Origin of the sequence: Polaromonas potterensis, assembly GCF_033446725.1 — a bacterium.
Lineage (GTDB): Bacteria > Pseudomonadota > Gammaproteobacteria > Burkholderiales > Burkholderiaceae_C > Polaromonas.
This window is the reverse complement of sequence record NZ_JAWQLX010000006.1, coordinates 129703-146065: the sequence shown is the minus strand read 5'-3', so window position 1 is coordinate 146065 and position 16363 is coordinate 129703. Positions and strand designations below refer to the sequence as shown.

The 16363-nt window shown below is 62.7% G+C and carries 20 protein-coding genes and 1 pseudogene; 10 read left to right on the top strand and 11 right to left on the bottom strand.

Annotated features, from left to right (window positions below):
- Positions 1-4: 4 nt before the first annotated feature.
- Together R6254_RS12835 and R6254_RS12830 are read left to right on the top strand one after the other, a co-directional pair.
- A complete protein-coding gene (locus R6254_RS12835) occupies positions 5-307 on the top strand; it encodes a P-II family nitrogen regulator (protein ID WP_318407316.1) in 303 nt (100 codons plus the stop codon).
- Positions 308-332: 25 nt separating this feature from the next.
- Positions 333-806: an Rrf2 family transcriptional regulator gene (locus R6254_RS12830; protein ID WP_318407314.1), complete on the top strand. Its 474-nt coding sequence runs from the start codon at positions 333-335 to the stop codon at positions 804-806.
- Here the strand turns inward: R6254_RS12830 and R6254_RS21965 are convergent.
- Positions 755-949 (bottom strand): annotated as a pseudogene (locus R6254_RS21965) (helix-turn-helix domain-containing protein); the annotation flags it as partial. The gene R6254_RS12830 and the pseudogene R6254_RS21965 overlap by 52 nt on opposite strands.
- Before the next feature lie 98 nt (positions 950-1047).
- Here R6254_RS21965 and R6254_RS12820 point away from each other — a divergent pair.
- A complete protein-coding gene (locus R6254_RS12820; RefSeq protein WP_318407312.1) occupies positions 1048-1377 on the top strand; it encodes an HPF/RaiA family ribosome-associated protein in 330 nt (109 codons plus the stop codon).
- A 48-nt stretch (positions 1378-1425) separates the two neighbouring features.
- Positions 1426-1701: a TFIIB-type zinc ribbon-containing protein gene (locus R6254_RS12815; protein WP_318407310.1), complete on the top strand. Its 276-nt coding sequence runs from the start codon at positions 1426-1428 to the stop codon at positions 1699-1701.
- Positions 1702-1821: 120 nt separating this feature from the next.
- Here R6254_RS12815 and R6254_RS12810 read toward each other — a convergent pair whose 3' ends face one another.
- Together R6254_RS12810 and R6254_RS12805 are read right to left on the bottom strand one after the other, a co-directional pair.
- Complete coding sequence (locus R6254_RS12810; protein WP_318407309.1) at positions 1822-2478, bottom strand: GDSL-type esterase/lipase family protein; 657 nt, start codon at positions 2476-2478, stop codon at positions 1822-1824.
- 81 nt (positions 2479-2559) lie between these two features.
- Complete coding sequence (locus R6254_RS12805; RefSeq protein ID WP_318407307.1) at positions 2560-2961, bottom strand: hypothetical protein; 402 nt, start codon at positions 2959-2961, stop codon at positions 2560-2562.
- A 250-nt stretch (positions 2962-3211) separates the two neighbouring features.
- Here R6254_RS12805 and R6254_RS12800 point away from each other — a divergent pair, with 250 nt between their 5' ends.
- Positions 3212-3769: a DUF2242 domain-containing protein gene (locus R6254_RS12800; protein WP_318407306.1), complete on the top strand. Its 558-nt coding sequence runs from the start codon at positions 3212-3214 to the stop codon at positions 3767-3769.
- Here the strand turns inward: R6254_RS12800 and R6254_RS12795 are convergent.
- Both R6254_RS12795 and R6254_RS12790 read right to left on the bottom strand, forming a co-directional pair.
- Positions 3724-4344 (bottom strand): pseudouridine synthase, encoded by a 621-nt coding sequence (locus R6254_RS12795; protein ID WP_318407304.1) that lies wholly within the window; start codon positions 4342-4344, stop codon positions 3724-3726. The genes R6254_RS12800 and R6254_RS12795 overlap by 46 nt on opposite strands.
- 117 nt (positions 4345-4461) lie before the next feature.
- A complete protein-coding gene (locus R6254_RS12790; RefSeq protein WP_318407303.1) occupies positions 4462-5823 on the bottom strand; it encodes a TAXI family TRAP transporter solute-binding subunit in 1362 nt (453 codons plus the stop codon).
- A 260-nt stretch (positions 5824-6083) separates the two neighbouring features.
- Here R6254_RS12790 and R6254_RS12785 point away from each other — a divergent pair, with 260 nt between their 5' ends.
- A complete protein-coding gene (locus R6254_RS12785; protein ID WP_318407301.1) occupies positions 6084-6680 on the top strand; it encodes a hypothetical protein in 597 nt (198 codons plus the stop codon).
- Positions 6681-6964: 284 nt separating this feature from the next.
- Complete coding sequence (gene gltS / locus R6254_RS12780; protein WP_318407299.1) at positions 6965-8161, top strand: sodium/glutamate symporter; 1197 nt, start codon at positions 6965-6967, stop codon at positions 8159-8161.
- Positions 8162-8169: 8 nt separating this feature from the next.
- Here the strand turns inward: gltS (R6254_RS12780) and R6254_RS12775 are convergent, their stop codons facing one another.
- From R6254_RS12775 to R6254_RS12760, 4 genes are read right to left on the bottom strand one after another with little or no spacing between them, the layout of a single operon-like run.
- Positions 8170-9660 carry a YbaY family lipoprotein gene (locus tag R6254_RS12775; RefSeq protein WP_318407298.1) on the bottom strand — a complete coding sequence of 497 codons (1491 nt, stop codon included), beginning with the start codon at positions 9658-9660 and terminating at the stop codon, positions 8170-8172.
- Positions 9657-10544 (bottom strand): DMT family transporter, encoded by an 888-nt coding sequence (locus tag R6254_RS12770; RefSeq protein ID WP_318407297.1) that lies wholly within the window; start codon positions 10542-10544, stop codon positions 9657-9659. The genes R6254_RS12775 and R6254_RS12770 overlap by 4 nt, the downstream gene beginning before the upstream one ends.
- A 29-nt stretch (positions 10545-10573) precedes the next feature.
- Positions 10574-11458 carry a peptidoglycan DD-metalloendopeptidase family protein gene (locus tag R6254_RS12765; protein WP_318407295.1) on the bottom strand — a complete coding sequence of 295 codons (885 nt, stop codon included), beginning with the start codon at positions 11456-11458 and terminating at the stop codon, positions 10574-10576.
- 11 nt (positions 11459-11469) lie between these two features.
- Entirely contained in the window at positions 11470-11685 is a 216-nt protein-coding gene (locus R6254_RS12760; protein WP_318407293.1) for a hypothetical protein, read from the bottom strand.
- Positions 11686-11921: 236 nt separating this feature from the next.
- Here R6254_RS12760 and R6254_RS12755 point away from each other — a divergent pair, with 236 nt between their 5' ends.
- Both R6254_RS12755 and R6254_RS12750 read left to right on the top strand, forming a co-directional pair.
- On the top strand, positions 11922-12383 hold the full coding sequence (locus tag R6254_RS12755) for an SRPBCC family protein (protein ID WP_318407291.1): 462 nt from the start codon (positions 11922-11924) through the stop codon (positions 12381-12383).
- Entirely contained in the window at positions 12367-12720 is a 354-nt protein-coding gene (locus R6254_RS12750; protein WP_318407289.1) for an ArsR/SmtB family transcription factor, read from the top strand. The genes R6254_RS12755 and R6254_RS12750 overlap by 17 nt, the downstream gene beginning before the upstream one ends.
- 155 nt (positions 12721-12875) lie before the next feature.
- Here the strand turns inward: R6254_RS12750 and R6254_RS12745 are convergent, their stop codons facing one another.
- Positions 12876-13817 (bottom strand): formylglycine-generating enzyme family protein, encoded by a 942-nt coding sequence (locus R6254_RS12745; RefSeq protein ID WP_318407288.1) that lies wholly within the window; start codon positions 13815-13817, stop codon positions 12876-12878.
- A gap of 168 nt (positions 13818-13985) precedes the next feature.
- Positions 13986-14513, bottom strand: a complete 528-nt coding sequence (locus R6254_RS12740) for a hypothetical protein (RefSeq protein ID WP_318407287.1) — start codon at positions 14511-14513, stop codon at positions 13986-13988.
- A 410-nt stretch (positions 14514-14923) separates the two neighbouring features.
- Here R6254_RS12740 and gltS (R6254_RS12735) point away from each other — a divergent pair, with 410 nt between their 5' ends.
- A complete protein-coding gene (gene gltS / locus R6254_RS12735; RefSeq protein ID WP_318407285.1) occupies positions 14924-16120 on the top strand; it encodes a sodium/glutamate symporter in 1197 nt (398 codons plus the stop codon).
- Positions 16121-16363: the final 243 nt, after the last annotated feature.

Sequence of the window (16363 nt, the reverse complement as noted above, 5' to 3'; positions counted from 1 at the left end):
AACCATGGAAATGACCACCCGCAAACTCCTGACGATAGTGACCGAAGCCGCGATCGAGGACACCCTCGTTCGTGATCTCGAACACCTTGGCGCACGCGGCTACACCATCACCGATGCACGCGGCAAGGGCAGCGGCGGCAAGCGCGACGCCACCTGGGGGCCGCACGCGAACATCCGGCTGGAAGTGCTGTGTGATGTTGCGACGGCCCAGGCCATTTGCGCCGCGCTGCGCGAGCGTTACTCCGACAACTACTCGATGGTGATATATGTCGGCGATGTCGACGTTTTGCGCCCTTTGAAGTTTTGAGCATAACCACAGCCGAAAGCACATCATGAAACTTATTACCAGGGGACGTATGGCTGTCGCGGCCATGCTGGATCTGGCCCTGTGCACCGACCGCAGGCCGGTTGCGTTGGCCCATATCAGTGCCAGACAGAAAATCTCCTTGTCGTATCTGGAGCTTCTGTTTGCGCGGCTGCGTCAGCGAGGTCTTGTGCGCAGTGTCCGCGGACCGGGTGGCGGTTACAGCCTGGCGCGCAGCGCGCTGGATATCACTATGGCCGACATCGTGCTCGCGGTCGATGATTCCGGCACCGTCGCAACAGTTCCTTTAACCAGCTTTGGTCGCCCCCGCGATCAACGCGTTGCCAGTGACTGGCATGCCGAGCTTGAAAGCACCATGGTGGCGTTTCTGCGGTCGGTGTCTCTGCATGATTTGGCTGAGGCGCGGTGCCAGCATGGCCAGCGCTGCGACCCTGCACAGGTGATAGCCGGCCCATGCGTGTCGCGCTTGATCAGTGCGTAACCCAGGGATCGCCCGAGCTCGCGCACCTGGGTGCTGACAGTCTGCACCGCCATGCCCAGTCGGTCGGCGGCGCGGGTCATGCCGCCTTCCTTGGCAGCCACCCAGAAGTAAAACAGGTGGTGGTCGCTGAGGTTTTTGCTTATTGTCAGTTTTATCCGAGGGATAGTTTCTTCATTGTCTGCTTTTTCAGAAACCCATACCGATGTATGGTGGAACCTTTCCAACTCGAAGGAGTGACGCCATGCAAATCATCTTTGAATCGCGCGAACCGTGGCTGGAGCAATTGCGCGACCTGGCTGTGCGCCGCGTGCGCCAAGCCACCCGGCACCTTGGCTGGCTCTCGCCGCGTGCACGGATCCGGGTCTCGGACGTGCACGAGGCCCATGACGGTATCGACAAGCGTTGCGAGGTCGAACTGACGGCCGAAGGCGCAGGCTCGGTGGTGGTGACCTCGGTCACCCGTGACTGGGGCGCTTCGCTGCAAAGTGCGCTGGCGCGTGCAGTGCGTGCCTTGCTGCGCAATCTGCAGCCGCCGCGCGCCCCCCGGCGTGCCATCCGCCACCAACGCTGACGCTGCTGCCTGCGGCATCTCTTTCCATTTTTTTCCGGAGAACCCTTGATGAAATGTCCCCATTGCCCCGATGCCACCCTGCTGATGTCCGAACGCCAGGGTGTTGAAATTGACTACTGCCCCCAGTGCCGCGGCGTCTGGCTGGACCGCGGTGAACTCGACAAACTGATCAACCTGTCCGCAGCGCCTGCCGCGCCTGCGCCACCCCCGGACCGGCAGGCGCCGCAAGCCAGGCAACCCGATTTCGTGGATTCCGATTACCGCCACCAGCAGCGCGGCTATCCGCGCAAACAGAAATCCTGGCTCAGCGAGATCTTCGACTGAGGCCGGACGTTTGCGCCACAGGCATGTCCTGTGCCGGCGAATTCTTAAGAGAAGTAAGCCTTTAGCCCTTGCCTGGCGGGCGCAGGCAGCTATGAAAAGAGGAGCGATCGCCGGTGCGGCTCAGGCCACGTACCTGCGCTTGCGCAGCCACTCGGCCAGGCGTTCGGCAAACACCTGGTAGCCTTCGGCGTTGGCGTGAATCTGGTCCGAGCGCAACTCGGCGCGTGACAGCACATGCGACCAGCCGTCGGCGAACAGCGCCACGCCGGTGTCGCCGGCCACTTCGGCATACACCTCGTGGTCTTTCAGTGAACCGGTGGCGGCCGCCAGCAGCACCGGTTTGGGTTGGGCGATCAGCACCACCTGTGTGTTGGCGTTGGCGGTTTGCACGATTTGTTGGAGGGTCAGCTTGGTGCGGTCCAGCGGCAGGCCGCGCAAAAAATCATTGCCACCTATGGACACCAGCACCAGGCCCGGTGTGTTGGCTTGCAGCAAGCCCGGCAAACGCGCCAATGCACCGTCTGTGGTGTCGCCGTTTACGCCGGCGTTCTGCGTGACATGGCCGGTCAATTGTTCCAACCGCTGCGGGTAGGCGGTGTCCGGCGTGGCGCCATACCCAAAGGTCAGTGAATCGCCCAGGCAAAGCAAGGTGGCGTCCTTGTCCAGGGTCTGGCCCTTGGGCTTGGCGGTTTTGGAGCAGCCGGCGGCCAGCAGCAGGGTGGCGCCCAGGCTGCCTAGCAGCAACTGGCGGCGAAGTGGAGCGGGTGAGAAGGACATAGGTCGCGGGTGAAACAAGGTTGAACAGGCGCAAGGCCAGCGCCGGCATAGCTGTCCGGCGCGGCCCGCAGGGAAGGGTGCTTATTTGGCGGCTGTGAGCTGGGCCTTGGCGCGCGCGCGTTGGGCCTTGGCTTCTTTTTCGCAGGCGGTTTCTGCGGCACCGGTCAGGGCGTCGCATTTTTCCTTGGCGACTTCAAACTGGGCGTCGATTTTGGCCATGGCCACTTGGCGGGCGTTGCGGGGGCTGGGTTGGTAACGCTGCTCCAGTTCGGCCAGGGCGATTTTTTCCCGGCCTTCGGCCTCTTCTTCACACACGTCTTTGGCATTGCCCCGCAAGCTGGCGGCACACCGGGCTTCCTCTGCTGCGCCATCCGCTGTAATGCGCGCCCTGGCGGCATGGTATTCCTCGCGGGTCATGGGGGTGGACTGCGCCAGGGCCAGGGTCGAAACGGCAAAGAGGCTTAACAGCAGATACTTTTTCATGCAGAACGCCGAAGGTTGAGGCAGGCAAGCGACCCGGTTGAGATGCAGGAACATACTAAGTGAATTGCCCCAGCGCCGCCAGTGCAGGAGCACAGCGCGCGGCCCGGCAGATTTTTTTGCGACATGCGGCTGTGTTAGGCTGGTTACAGCAGCGGCCTCATGCCAAGGTGTGCCTGCAACCCACTTGCAGGCTACTGCAATCCATTTTTTTTAGTGCCTGAAGGAGTGCCTGGTTTTGAAGTTGTCCTGGATGCCTAGACTATCCATTGCCCGCTGCCTGGGCCTATGCAGCCTGCTGGCCTTGCTGGCAGCTTGTGGGACCCCGGTCAAACAGTTTCCCCTGCAAGAGCAATTTGACTCCACCGCGACCTATTCGCGGCTGTTCGACGCCACCGCCACACAAACCTGCGAGGCGGCCAGGCGCGCGTTGCTGAGCCAGGGCTACATCATCAACACCGCCAGGGACGACCTGGTGGAAGGTCACAAGAGTTTCCAGCCCGAGCCGGAGTCGCATCTGCAAATGGCGATACGGGTGGTGTGTGTGCCGGACACCAGCGACGGCAAAGTCAGCCTGGGTTTTGTCACCGCCCTGCAAGACAGTTACGCGCTGAAGAAGAGCAACAACTCGGCCAGCGTGGGTGTAGGTGCGATTGGTTCGGTCTCGCTGCCTTTCAGTTCGGGCAGCGATGCCATGGTCAAGGTCGGCAGCGAAACCATCACCGCCGACGCTTTTTACGACCGCTTCTTTGACCTGGTGCGGCGTTATTTGCTGGCCAGCGACTGGATAGAACCCGAACCGAGGCCCTGATCCACCGCACTTTCGCGCAAGGTTCCCGGTGCCAGTCCATCGAGCGTGTAGGGACCGATGGCGGCGCGTATCAGCCGCAACGTTGGAAAACCCACCGCCGCCGTCATGCGCCGCACCTGCCGGTTGCGGCCTTCACGAATGCCGAGTTCTATCCAGGTGGTCGGGATGGACTGGCGAAACCGCACGGGCGGATCGCGCGCCCACAAGGCTGGCGGCGCCGCCATCAAGCGGGCGCGGGCCGGTCGGGTGGGGCCATCGTTGAGCAACACGCCGCGGCGCAAAACCTCAAGCGCCGCTTCGTCGGGCTGGCCTTCCACCTGCACCCAGTAAATTTTTTCCATCTTGAAACGCGGGTCGGCAATCCGCGCCTGCAACTGGCCGTTATTGGTCAGCAGCAGCAGGCCTTCACTGTCGGCATCCAGCCGCCCGGCCACATAAATGCCCGGAATATCAATAAAGTCTTTCAGTCCGCGCCAGCGGCCCTCGGGCGTGAACTGGCTCAACACGCCGTAGGGCTTGTTGAAGAGAATCAGACGGGCGGCAGGTGGCAAAGGCATGGCGGCGAAGCATAACATTCACCCGAATTCTCCTCATGCAGGGGTGGCCACACCAGGCATTGTCATCGATAAAAAGTGCCTCCAGCCCAATAACAACGGGCGCAAGCAGCTAGCAAACTGATAGCGACTCTGCACTCAAGCCGCAGGCGGTTTGCCCGGGCCTGCGGGGGGCTCACCGTCGCCGGCATGTAGCTGCCGGCGCACATAGTCCACATGCTGGCGCAAGGTGTAGACGCGGTCTGAAAAGTCCAGCGAGATTTTCATGTGGCTCACGTCGTGTTCGATCTTGTCGAGTTGGGCCGTGGCCCGCGCGATCTCGCTGGCGCTGAGTTGGCGTGACTGGATGTCGCGTTCCATCTCCAGCAACACGCCGTAGCGGCGGTAAAGCCGGCTTTTTTCCCGGTACTCGAAAAGCTTGGGCACCACTCTGAACAACGGAATCGCAATCGCGATCAGCGGCACCAGCACCAGCAGCAGGCGCTGCAAGGCATTGGCCGCCCAGTAGGGCAGGTAGCGCTGCAAAAACGGCCGGCCGTCCTTGTAATAACGCGTGGCTTCGTCGGCCAGCGGGTAGTCCGTGGCGCGCGGGTTGGGAAACTCGCCGGGCTTGTTCAGCAAGGTGCCGCCGCGGTGAATGTCATGCGCGGCCTCCAGCAGCAAATAGGCCAAGGCCGGATGTAGGTCTTGCTGCACCACCAGGTTGGCGGTGGTGCTCAAGAGCGTGATGTCTTCCCGCGGCAGGTCTTGCGCCGGATCCACCGCGCCGGCCGGGAGTGTGATCAGCGACAGGTAAGGCAGGCGCCGCGTCAGGCCTTCGGCATGGGTGAGCGACACCAGTTGCACGCCGGGCTGCGCCAGCAGCAGTTGCACAGCAGGGGTTTGCGGCGCACCGATCAGGATCAGCGCGTCCAGCTCTTTGGCCATCAAGGCCTTGGCGGCCAGCAGGCCACCGCTGGGCAGCAGCGTGGCATTGGCCGGCGTCACGCCGTAATTTTGCAAAACCTCCAGCCCGACCTTGCGTGTGCCGCTGCCCTCGGCGCCAATCGCAATTTTTTTGCCAGCCAGCGGCCCCAGGCCTTTGGCCAGCGACGTGGCCAGCGCGTTGGCGGTAAAAAGCCACACAGGCTCGTAGCCGATCACACCCAGCGAGCGCAGCGGTGTGTCGGCATCGACATCCGCCGTGTCCAGCGTCAATTGGCCCAGCCCGCCTTGCATAAAACCAATCGCGGTGCCGGCCTTGAGTCGCTCCAGGTTTTGTACCGCGCCGGTCGAGGGCAAGAGCTTGAGGTTCACGCCATTGGCCTTCAGGTAACTTTGGTAGCGGAGCGCAAACTGGTGCACCGCGCCATCGACCGCACCCGTTGTCATCTCCGCCGTGCGCGGCGGCGCCGGACTGATGGAGCGCGACAACAGGGACAGCAAGACCGCCAGCCCGGCAATGGCAACCACCATGATGAGCAGGGTTTGTTTGCGGGTCAGGAAGGGGATGAAAAGCATGGGGGCAGTCTAACCAGAGTGACGGAAGTGCGGCGTTTGGATGGTTTGAAAAACGCTGCGCCTGCCAAAAGCGCATTTCGACACCATTGCAGTCGAGCGGTAAATGCCCGGTAAATCTCTGTTTGGATTACACGGCGTTCACAAAGGCAGGCCCACAATGAATGCACTGAATCGCGAACAGCCCTAGAAAAGCAGCGATGCAGGAGCCGCTCCAGCAGATGTTTGGAGTTGCTGCCCACCCACTTGAAAAGGAGAACGCCATGACATCGAAACTCTTCACCGCCACGGCTTTGGCTGCGGCCTTGTTTGCCGGTCTGGCCGCAGCGCCCGCCATGGCCCAAAACACCCACACGCCCAGCATTGACAATGCCCAGCAGGCCGTCCATGCCCGCATTCAGCAAGGCTTGCAGTCCGGGCATATCACCCCCTCAGAGGCGCAAGCCCTGTACCGCCGTGACCGCGATATCCAAAACCGTGAGGCTTTCTTCAAGTCAGACGGCCGCGCCACGCCGCAAGAGCGCCAGCAGTTGCGCGCCGACATGGCAAATTTGAGTGCGGAAGTTGAACGCATGATGAACAACCGCGACGTGGTGGGCCAGCACGGGCAGGGCAGTGCCACCCCCGGCATCGACAACAGCCAGCGCGAGATCAGCCAGCGTATAAACGACGGCCTGCGCAGCGGCCGCATCAGCCAGCGCGAAGCCCGCATGTTGCACGGCCGCGAGCGCGCCATTGAACGCCGTGAAGCCGCTTTCAAGTCCGACGGCGTTGTGACCCCGCAAGAGCGCCGCCAGCTTCGCGATGAGCTGAGTGCATTGCGCAATCAGGTGGAACGCTTGATCAACCCGCGCGGCTAAACACAGGCCCGCAAGCTCCGCCAGGCATTCAGTTTCGAAAGAGCTGAGTGGCCTGGCCTTTTTTCGTGGGTCTGACGCTGGTGTTCTGGGTGGACGGGCGGATCAAGTACTTGCAGGCAGCCGCAACAGGCTGGGCGTGGTGGCGCTGCTCTTGGTTCGGCGCTGCGGCGGGTGACTGTAAAATCGGCCCCCGGCGCATAGTGCGTATGCGCTACCAGCTATTTATTTGGTAGCAAGCCCGGATAGGCAAGTGTTGCCTGAACCCCATCCAAGGAAACACCGTCGTGATCATCATCCAGCTCGATATCGCCCAAACCGTCGGCATGGCCGCCGTGTTGCTGGTGGTGGGGGAGTTCATCAAGAAAAAGGTCGGGCTGCTCGCACGTTATTTCATTCCCGGTCCCATCATTGGCGGTGTGCTGTTTTCGCTGGTCGCGCTGGTCGGTCATGAGACGGGGACCTTTCTGCTGCACTTTGACGACAACATGCGCACCCTGATGCTGCTGGTGTTTTTCACCACCATCGGCTTTTCCGCGAGTTTTGAGCTGCTGAAAAAAGGTGGCGTGGGGGTGGCGCTGTTTCTGGCGGCGGCCATCGGGCTGGTGCTGATGCAGAACACGTTGGGCGCGCTGCTGGCCTCGGCCCTGGGTGTGCATCCGCTCATCGGTGTGGCGGCGGGGTCGATTGCACTCACAGGCGGGCATGGCACGGCGGCCGCTTTTGGTCCGCTGCTGGAGCAGGCCGGCGTCGTGGGCGCCTTGCCGGCGGCCATCGCCGCCGCCACCTTCGGGCTGGTGGCCGGCTGTGTGATTGGCGGGCCGGTCGGCAAGTTGTTGATGCGGCGCAAAGGCCTGCGTGGGCCGGACGAATCCACCGTTGCCGAAGTGTCTCAGGCCGCGCAAATACAAGATGCCGGTGCGAGCAGCAAGGGGGCCCTCATGCACGCCGCCATCCTGATTGCCGTGGCGATTGGTGTGGGTACCGTGCTGGTGAATTGGCTCAGTGCCCGGGGTGTTGTTGTGCCGGCCTACCTCGGCCCCATGGTGCTGGCGGCCCTGATGCGCAACCTCATCGACTGGCGCCAGGGGCAGTTGCCGACGCGCCAGTTCGAAGCGGTGGGCCAGGTGTCGCTGGCTTTTTTCCTGGCCATGGCGCTGATGTCCATGAAACTCTGGGAACTGGCCGAGGTGGCCGGCCCGCTGCTGCTGATCTTGCTGGCGCAGACGGCGCTGATGTTTTCCTACGCCTACTGGGTCACCTTCCGCATCATGGGCCGCGACTACGATGCCGCTGTGATCGCCGCTGGCCATTGCGGTTTCAGCATGGGCGCCACGCCCAATGCCATGGCCAATATGCAGGCCTTCACCAGTGCCAACGGCCCGTCGGCCAAGGCGTTTTTTGTGATCCCGCTGGTGGGCTCGCTGTTTATTGACTTCTTCAACGCCGTGATCATCACGGGCTTTGTGAATTACCTGAAATAAACAGGCGTTTAGCGCAGGTACACCGCCTCAAAACGCGCCAGCACCTGGGTGCCGTTCAGCAGGCTCAACTGCTGCCCCTCAATACGTTGCCCCGTGGTGGTGGCCAGCATTTCAAGCACCTTGGTCTCAAGCGCAGCAATCGGCGGCTCACAGGCCATCAGGGTGCCGGCTATCTGTGTGAACCCCAGGGCTTGGTCGTTTTGCTGCCAGGAGCCCATCACCTGGTTGCAGCCGCTAAAACCCGTCACGCGCGAACCGTCGCTACTCAGCGTGATACGGACTTCACGCTGCTGCTGGGGCAGCATGGTCACGGCCTGGCCGTCCAGCTCGATCAGCTTCCAGTAGGTGTTTTGCAAGGTGGCCGTAGGTGTGTCCGGGCTCACCGCCTGGCCGGACGCTGCCGCCGCCGCGCCGCAGTTTTCACCCGCCTGGGCACCGCCGAATTTGTCCACCACCAGGTGCTCACGCGGCGGGCCTTCCATGGCGGGCATCTCTACCAGCCGGCCTTCCAGGCTGACCAGCAAAGGCGCGCCTGCTGCGCTGCGAAGCTGGTGGTACTGGCGCTCCAGCGTGAGGTAGTCCGCGCTCATGGACACGGGCCAGCGCAGGCCGCTGGCGCAGTCGGTGAAGGTGGCCGCGTCGGCCATGTAGCAGAATTCGCCGCGCAAACGCAGGAAGTCGTTGACCGGGTCCAGCTGGGCCGTGCGGCGCAGTGCGAGGTTGGCCGACGAGGGGATGGGCTGGCCGGTGCGGTCCAGCAGGCGCAGTGCGTCCTTGCCTTGCAGCGCAAAAAGCTGGGTGGCCTGGCCGCTGGACAGCGTCAACTTTTGGCCTTGGCTATCCGCCGTCCAGCGCCCGGTTTCGGCAAACGGGCCATCGGGCTTGCCCAGGTAGGTGCGACGCAAGCGGTACAGGCCGTCGGCGCGCAGGGTCAGGGTATGGGCGATACCGGCGCAGTCAGCGCAGGGCAACACGCCGGCAAAGGTGGCGGGCAGGGTCAAGCCGAGTGCGCTGCCTGGCGCTATCGGCGCTGCCGGCTCCGGTGGGGTTAGCGAGGCGGGCATGGCTGACGCGACGGACCTCCCCACGGCGGCCAGCAACAAATCCACCTGCTTGGGCGCACCCTGCGTCAACACCGGGTAGTGGCGCGTGGTGGTAAAGAGCAGCTCTGCGCCCACGGTAATCGTGGCCCGCAGGGCATAGCGCATGCGCATATCGATGGTGGCGCGCGGCACTTGCAGTGTGTAGGCCAGCGGAACCTGGCGCCGGCCGAAGGGCTCACGTGTCTCGGCCAGCACCCGCGCACTGGTGTCGGCGCGCGAGACATCTTCAACCCTGACCGTCAGCACCGCCTCCGGCGGCATGGCGATGCGCTGAAGGTAGCTGGCCTTGCCGCTGACCGTGACGAAGTCTGCGGCAGGCTGGGCGTGCAGCGTGGGGACCAGGCCAACAGCCAGCGCTGTGGCCAGGCCAGCGGCAAGGGCCGGTAGATTTTTCATGGGATGTGTGCTCTTGGGCTAGGGGTTTGTTTTTTGTTCAGAATCACCAGCGCGATGCCGCCCAGGATGGTGATAGATGCCAGCACCGCGGGCCAGGTCAGGGGTTCGCCAATAAAAACGATAGCGCCCAGCGCTGCAATGACAGGAACGCTCAGTTGCACAGAGGCCGCTTGTGTTGCGGGCAACACGGGCAGGGCCTGGTACCACAGCGCATAACCCAGTCCGGAGGCCAGCGCCCCCGACAAGACAGCCAGTGCCAGGCCGGCAACGTCCAGCGACAGGTGTTTGCTCATCAGCAGGCTTAACACCAGCGCCATGGGCAAGGTGCGTAAAAAATTGCCGGCCGTCACGCGGGTTGGGTCGCCTGCACCCTTGCCGCGCAGCGAATAAATCCCCCATGCTGCCCCCGCACTCATCATCGAGACCGAGCCGAGCAAGGACGGGGCCGCCAGCCCTGGCAGCATCAACATCACCAGCCCGGCCACGGCCAGGCCGAGACCGACAAGCTGCCATCTGCGCAAACGCTCGCCTTGCCACACGCCATACCCCACCATGGTGGCCTGCACGGTGCCAAACAGCAGCAGGGCGCCGGTGGCTGCCGACATGCTGACATAGGCATAAGAAAAAGCCGCCGCATAAACAAACAGCGCACAGGCTGACAGCCAGTTGCCGCCATCCTGTGCCGCTGCACGGGCGTTTGACGCCTTGCCATGTCGGAGCCACACCACGCACCACAACATACACGCCCCAGAGAACAAACGCATGGCGGTGAAACTGGCCGGGTCGACGTTGGTGTGTTTGAGCGCCATGCGGCACAGCAGCGAATTACCTGCAAATGCCACCATGGCCAGCACGACCAGAATGACCAAACGAAGTCGGGACATGGTCTGCTCAGTCAAGAGGGGTGGCGGGCTCAGGCCGCAAGAAACAGGGCTGGGTCCACCATGGTCCGGTTCAGCATCACGCCCCAATGCAGATGCGGCCCGGTCACGCGGCCGGTGGCGCCCACCGCGCCCAGGCGCTCGCCGGTTTTTAGTTCATCGCCGGGCTTCACATCGGTAGCGCTCAGGTGGCAATACATGGTCAGCAAGCCGCCGCCGTGGTCCAGCCACACCGTGTTGCCGTTGAAAAAATAGTCACCAATGTCAATCACCCGGCCCGGCAGCGGCGCCGCCACGGGTGTGCCCGTGCCGGCCGCGATGTCCATGCCGCTGTGCGGATTGCGCGCCTGACCGTTGAACACGCGCCGTAGCCCGAAGGAACTCGAGCGCCGTCCCGGCACCGGCACACGCATGCGCAAGGCCTGCGGCCAGGGCTCGCTGAAGGTCGCCATCACCAGCGCCTGGTGGTCGCGCTCACGTTCGTAACGCGCCTGATCCTGGGGCGACAAGTCCACGGTTTTGGGCGAGACCTTCAGGCGCTGCGCGCTGTAACGTTTGGGCGCGATGGTGTAAGCCATCTGACGCTGGCCCTTGCCTTCGGTTTGCACCGTGACGCTTGCCTCGCCGGGCACGGCCGCCAGCGGAATACCCACCAGCGCCGTCCACTCGATCACGTCACCCAGCACCAGCAAGGGCACATCACCCGCATGGGCCTCAGGCCGCAGCGCCGCCGGGCCCAGCGACAGGCGGGCAATACCGCCGGGGACTTGCAAGGCCTGCGGCCAGACACCTGCCGGCTGGGGCGTGGCTGCGGCAGCATGGTGGGAGGCGGGCAAGGCCAGCAGGCCCACGGCGCCCAGCAGGGCAGAGCGGCGGGTCAGTGGCGGAGGGGTGAGGTGGAAGCAGTCAATCAACATGACACCGATTATTACGGTGTCAGGGTGATCTTGCCGTCACGCACATAGTCCTCAAACTGGCTCAGTGGGATGGCGGTGACGCCGGCAATGCCAGGGGCGGCTTCCCAGCTCAGGGTGGCGCTGTCAAAGGACAGGGCGATTTCCACACGCCCGCGGGGGATGTCGATGGGCGCACCGTCACCCGGCGTGTAGGTCACGTCACCGGTAATCATGGCGAACTGGGGCATGGCGATCTCCTGGAGGGTGGGGTTGTGGGCTTCATCATGCACTCCTTCCATTTAAGCCGCATTCGTGCCCCAGCCTTGTAGGTCAAGAACCCTTGTGTGTGGCGACCTGGCGCAGCCGCCTGCGCGGCTGCTGCCGTTGTTTGCAATTTGTTTCATTTGTGGTTGAAAATCATGCAATCAAATGGTTGCCTTAGCTGAGGTGTTGATTCAAAATAAATGCAACCAGGAGATTGCGTATGACTTCATCAACGGATCGTATTGAACGCAGCGCCTTGATCGAGGCCCCCGTGTCACGGGTCTGGCGCGCGCTTGCCGATGCCGAAGAATTTGGCGGCTGGTTCGGTGTGGCGCTGAAAGGCAAACACTTTGTCGCCGGCCAGCAGGTACAGGGCCACATCACCATTCCCGGTTTTGAACACGTGGTGTTCGACGTGCTGATCGAACGTGTGGAGCCGGAAACACTGTTCTCCTACCGCTGGCACCCGTATGCGGTCGACCCGGCCATCGACTATGCCAAAGAGCCGACCACGCTGGTGGTGTTTACGCTCAAAGAGGCGGAGGGCGGCACTTTGCTGAGCGTGGTCGAATCCGGCTTTGACAATATTCCGCTGGCGCGCCGCGCAGAAGCTATTCGCATGAACAGCGGTGGTTGGGAAGGGCAGATGAGGAACATCGAGAAACATGTCAGCACGCCCTAAAGCTTCCGAGCCCCAATCACCGCAGACCGGCCCCGCAGGCGTGTTTGCCGCGCTGGGCGACGAAACCCGCTTGCGCCTGGTGGCTGTCTTGTGTGTGGGCGGCGCCGTGTCGATTGCACAGCTCACCTCCACCACCGACGTCACCCGCCAGGCTGTGACCAAACACCTGCATGTGCTGGCCGATGCGGGGCTGGTGCAACATATCAAGGTCGGGCGCGAGCGCCTGTGGCAGTTTGCGCCGCAGCAACTGGACGAAGCGCGCCGCTCACTCGACCTGATTGCGCAGCAGTGGGATGAAGCGCTGGGCCGCTTGAAGCGGGCGGTGGAGAAAGCTTGACGCCGGCGGGGTTGCCGGCTCGTCGCTGCAAGGTGCTATGTTTTTGATAGCTGCTTGCGCCCGAACTACCTGGGCTACAGGCACTTTTTTCTTAAGAATGGGCTCAGACCGCCTCGGCGATGCGGCGCTGACCATCTTGCTGGCCGTACCGCAGGTCATGGTACGAGCGTCATCGCCACGCGAAAGCCGATATCCGATGCACGCCTGTCTTCGCCGTTGAACACGCGGTAAGCCGAGCTGGCTTTTAGCGGCCCCGAGACCCATGAGCCACCCCGCAGCATCCGGTCAGCGCTGGTGCAATCTCGCGTCCAGGCGCTGCCATCAACGGGCGCGCCGGTGTAGCGGTCGTGATAACAGTCTGCAACCCACTCCCACACATTGCCGTGCACGTTGTAAAGCCCAAACGGGTTGGGTTTGAAGCTGTTCACAGGCAAGGTTGATTGACGTCCCAGCGGGCTGCCGTTCATCGCGGGGTTGTTGTTGATGTTGGCCTGGTGGAGGGTGATTTTTTCGCCAAACCAGTAGGCCATGCCTGAACCTCCACGCGTGGCGTATTCGCGTTCGGCTTCGCTCGGAAGGCGGTAGGGTTTCCCTGTTTCCTGGCTCAGCCATTGAACATAAGCCTGCGCGTCATTCCAGCTCACGCACACCACAGGGTGGTCATCTGCCTGAATGTTGCCCGGTTGGCGCCAGTTGTTGGACGGCTCATATAAACCATTCGAATTGAGGCAGCCATCGTCGCTGTTCTCGGCATTGGTTTTGTAGCGGGTGGCTTTTACAAAAGCTGCAAACTCGCCGCGTGTGACCGCATGGCTGCCTGCGGCAAAGCTGTTGACATGTACCCTGTGTTGCGGGCCTTCAGGGCTGCGCGATGGCGGCAGGCCACCCGCGGCCCGGATGCGGGCCAACTCCGCCGGTGCGGCGCCCATGGTGAAGCTGCCAGCGGGGATGATCACCATCTCCGGGCACCCATGGCAGCGTTGAAAAGTCTCGACGGCGGCAGAGGGGGGGCCTGCGACGGCGGCCAGGGTCGCCGAAAGAAAAACCATGGCGAAAAAGAACGGCAAGGCGTGCTGGCGAGTCATGGCGGTGCGCATGGATTCAGTCTAACCGTCGCTGGGGAGGCGCCGGGCCGCTTGCATCGGGCCTTGGAGAAAGACTGAAGCCGGCGGGGTGCCGGCTTGCTGGTTTAAAGCGCTATACCTTTGATAGCTGGTTGCGCTTGTGTCACCTGGGCTACAGCCTCTTTTTTCTTAAGAAGTGCCTCAAGCCGCCTTGGAAGCGCGGCGCTGGCTGAAAGCCGATGAACGTTTGGCGCTGACGGTGGTCACATCGTCGCCGGCGATTTTGCTGGCCAGGTCCGCCGTCTTTTGCTCGATCTGTGCGGCCAGCTTGCTCAGCGCCAAGGCGCCGGGTGTGGTGGCTTGCGCCAGTGTCTGCAGGGCGGTCACGCCGGTTTTTTCTTCAAACAGGGCTGCGTTGGCGGCAGCACGCTCGACACCGGCTTCGGCCACCTTGAGCAACTGGTTGACCACTTGCTGGGCGCCGTCGGTGCTCAAGCTCAAGCCCTTGACGTAATACGCGCTGAAAGCCAGTTGGGCGGCCGAGGCGTTTTTGGCCACTTCCGCCGTCAGCTCCGAGCGCGACTCGTTCAGCGCGCGGTTCCAGCGCTGCTCCAGTACGTGAACCACACGCTCGCCGCCAGCGCGGTAGGCGTCAATGACGTTTTTGGCGGTGTTGCCGTAAGACGCGATCAGCTCGCTGGCCACGGTGGAAAGATGCTTGGCGCTCATGGGGTTTCCTTGGGGTGAGAGGGGGGATCGCCGATGATCCGGGTTTTTGCTAGTGATGACGACCTAAAACGCTAGAGCGACACCTCCAGACTCAAGGGGCGAGCGCTCAGGATCAAACACGGTGCTACGTTTGTCGTAGCTGCTTGCGTACTATCGGTCAGGGCTGGAATCATTTTTGGCTTAAAACGCGCGGAAGACTGCGCGACATGGCCGCTGCCGCACCGGCCTGCGCAAGACCGGGGACTTGGGGCACAGGCGGGCGTTTGTAAACCCGACCTGGAGGGGGTGGTTAGCGTCACGCGATAAAATCGCTCTCCAGCGCCTATCGCGCACGCAAAAAGCAGCTATTTGCCTGCTGGCACGCACAACCGGCTCATCAGCCCTTTTTCTCCCCCAAGGACACCCCTTTCGTGATTACCTTTCAGCTCGATATCGCCGAGACCGTCGGCATTGCCGCCGCTTTGCTGGTGGTGGGCGAATTCGTCAAAAAACACATCCCCCTGCTGCAGCGTTATTTCATTCCCGGACCGGTGATAGGCGGCTTGCTGTTTTCGCTGTTTGCGCTGGTCGGCCACCAGACCGGCATTTTCACCTTCGAGTTCTACGACAACATGCGCGCCTTCCTGATGATGGTGTTTTTCACCACCATCGGGTTTTCAGCCAGCTTTGAGCTGCTGAAAAAAGGCGGTGTGGCCGTGGCGATCTTTCTGCTGGTGGCCATCGGGCTGGTCGTGATCCAGAACATCACGGGCGCAGCCATCGCCAGCCTGCTGGGGGTGCATCCGCTGATCGGTGTGGCCGCGGGCTCCATCTCGCTCACCGGCGGGGTGGGCACTTCGGCCGCGTTCGGTCCCTTGCTGGAGCAGGCCGGCGCGGCCGGTGCCTTACCGGCCGCCATTGCCGCCGCCACCTATGGCCTGGTGGCCGGCTGCGTGATTGGCGGGCCGCTGGGCACGCTGCTGATGCGGCGCCACCGCTTGCAGGGGCCGCCCGCCCAGTCGGTGGAAGCCCAACCCCACCTTTCGGCCGGGCCTGAAACCATAGAGACCAATGACCGCACGGTGATGTACGCCATCGTCCTGGTCAGCCTGGCGATTGGCGCCGGCACGGTGCTGGTGAACTGGCTCAAGGAGGTTGGCATCACCTTGCCGGCCTACCTGGGCCCCATGCTGGTGGCGGCGCTGCTGCGCAACGTCATCGACTGGCGCAACTGGGTGTTGCCGGTGCGTCAGTTCGAGGTGGTGGGCAATGTGTCGCTGGCCTTTTTCCTGACCATGGCGCTGATGTCCATGCGGCTGTGGGAAATGGCCAATGTGGCGGGGCCGCTGCTGGTGATTTTGCTGGTGCAGACGGCGGTGATGTTTGCCTATGCCTACTGGGTCACCTTCCGTGTCATGGGCAGCGATTACGACGCGGCCGTCATGGCCGCCGGCCACTGCGGCTTCGGCATGGGCGCCACGCCCAATGCCATGGCCAATATGCAGGCCTTCACCAGCGCCAACGGGCCGTCGGTCAAGGCGTTTTTTGTGATTCCGCTGGTGGGCTCGCTGTTCATCGACTTTTTCAACGCCGTGATCATCACCGGCTTCCTGAACCTCCTGAAATAGCGTGTCCCGGGTTTTTGCGTGATCGAACGCAAAAAATTAAGTAAAAAAGGCCTGTAGCCCTTGATGGTTGGGCGCAAGCAGCTATTGAAAAAAATAGCGAGTCGAGCACCGTCTCAGGCTGCCATCCCAACGTGGCGCTGTCTGGCGTCAGCACCGCCGCGCCGACTGCCTAAATGGCAGGCATTCGAGTGCAAGCCAATGGCGGCGCGGCCTGGCGGACTTGTCCCTCAAGTTTTCCACAGG

Bases quoted from the DNA above. Each gene is read 5' to 3' on its own strand.
- R6254_RS12835 (WP_318407316.1), top strand. From the start codon at position 5: ATGGAAATGACCACCCGCAAACTCCTGACGATAGTGACCGAAGCCGCG.
- R6254_RS12830 (WP_318407314.1), top strand. From the start codon at position 333: ATGAAACTTATTACCAGGGGACGTATGGCTGTCGCGGCCATGCTGGAT.
- R6254_RS12820 (WP_318407312.1), top strand. From the start codon at position 1,048: ATGCAAATCATCTTTGAATCGCGCGAACCGTGGCTGGAGCAATTGCGC.
- R6254_RS12815 (WP_318407310.1), top strand. From the start codon at position 1,426: ATGAAATGTCCCCATTGCCCCGATGCCACCCTGCTGATGTCCGAACGC.
- R6254_RS12810 (WP_318407309.1), bottom strand. From the start codon at position 2,478: ATGTCCTTCTCACCCGCTCCACTTCGCCGCCAGTTGCTGCTAGGCAGC.
- R6254_RS12805 (WP_318407307.1), bottom strand. From the start codon at position 2,961: ATGAAAAAGTATCTGCTGTTAAGCCTCTTTGCCGTTTCGACCCTGGCC.
- R6254_RS12800 (WP_318407306.1), top strand. From the start codon at position 3,212: ATGCCTAGACTATCCATTGCCCGCTGCCTGGGCCTATGCAGCCTGCTG.
- R6254_RS12795 (WP_318407304.1), bottom strand. From the start codon at position 4,344: ATGTTATGCTTCGCCGCCATGCCTTTGCCACCTGCCGCCCGTCTGATT.
- R6254_RS12790 (WP_318407303.1), bottom strand. From the start codon at position 5,823: ATGCTTTTCATCCCCTTCCTGACCCGCAAACAAACCCTGCTCATCATG.
- R6254_RS12785 (WP_318407301.1), top strand. From the start codon at position 6,084: ATGACATCGAAACTCTTCACCGCCACGGCTTTGGCTGCGGCCTTGTTT.
- R6254_RS12775 (WP_318407298.1), bottom strand. From the start codon at position 9,660: ATGAAAAATCTACCGGCCCTTGCCGCTGGCCTGGCCACAGCGCTGGCT.
- R6254_RS12770 (WP_318407297.1), bottom strand. From the start codon at position 10,544: ATGTCCCGACTTCGTTTGGTCATTCTGGTCGTGCTGGCCATGGTGGCA.
- R6254_RS12765 (WP_318407295.1), bottom strand. From the start codon at position 11,458: ATGTTGATTGACTGCTTCCACCTCACCCCTCCGCCACTGACCCGCCGC.
- R6254_RS12760 (WP_318407293.1), bottom strand. From the start codon at position 11,685: ATGCCCCAGTTCGCCATGATTACCGGTGACGTGACCTACACGCCGGGT.
- R6254_RS12755 (WP_318407291.1), top strand. From the start codon at position 11,922: ATGACTTCATCAACGGATCGTATTGAACGCAGCGCCTTGATCGAGGCC.
- R6254_RS12750 (WP_318407289.1), top strand. From the start codon at position 12,367: ATGTCAGCACGCCCTAAAGCTTCCGAGCCCCAATCACCGCAGACCGGC.
- R6254_RS12745 (WP_318407288.1), bottom strand. From the start codon at position 13,817: ATGCGCACCGCCATGACTCGCCAGCACGCCTTGCCGTTCTTTTTCGCC.
- R6254_RS12740 (WP_318407287.1), bottom strand. From the start codon at position 14,513: ATGAGCGCCAAGCATCTTTCCACCGTGGCCAGCGAGCTGATCGCGTCT.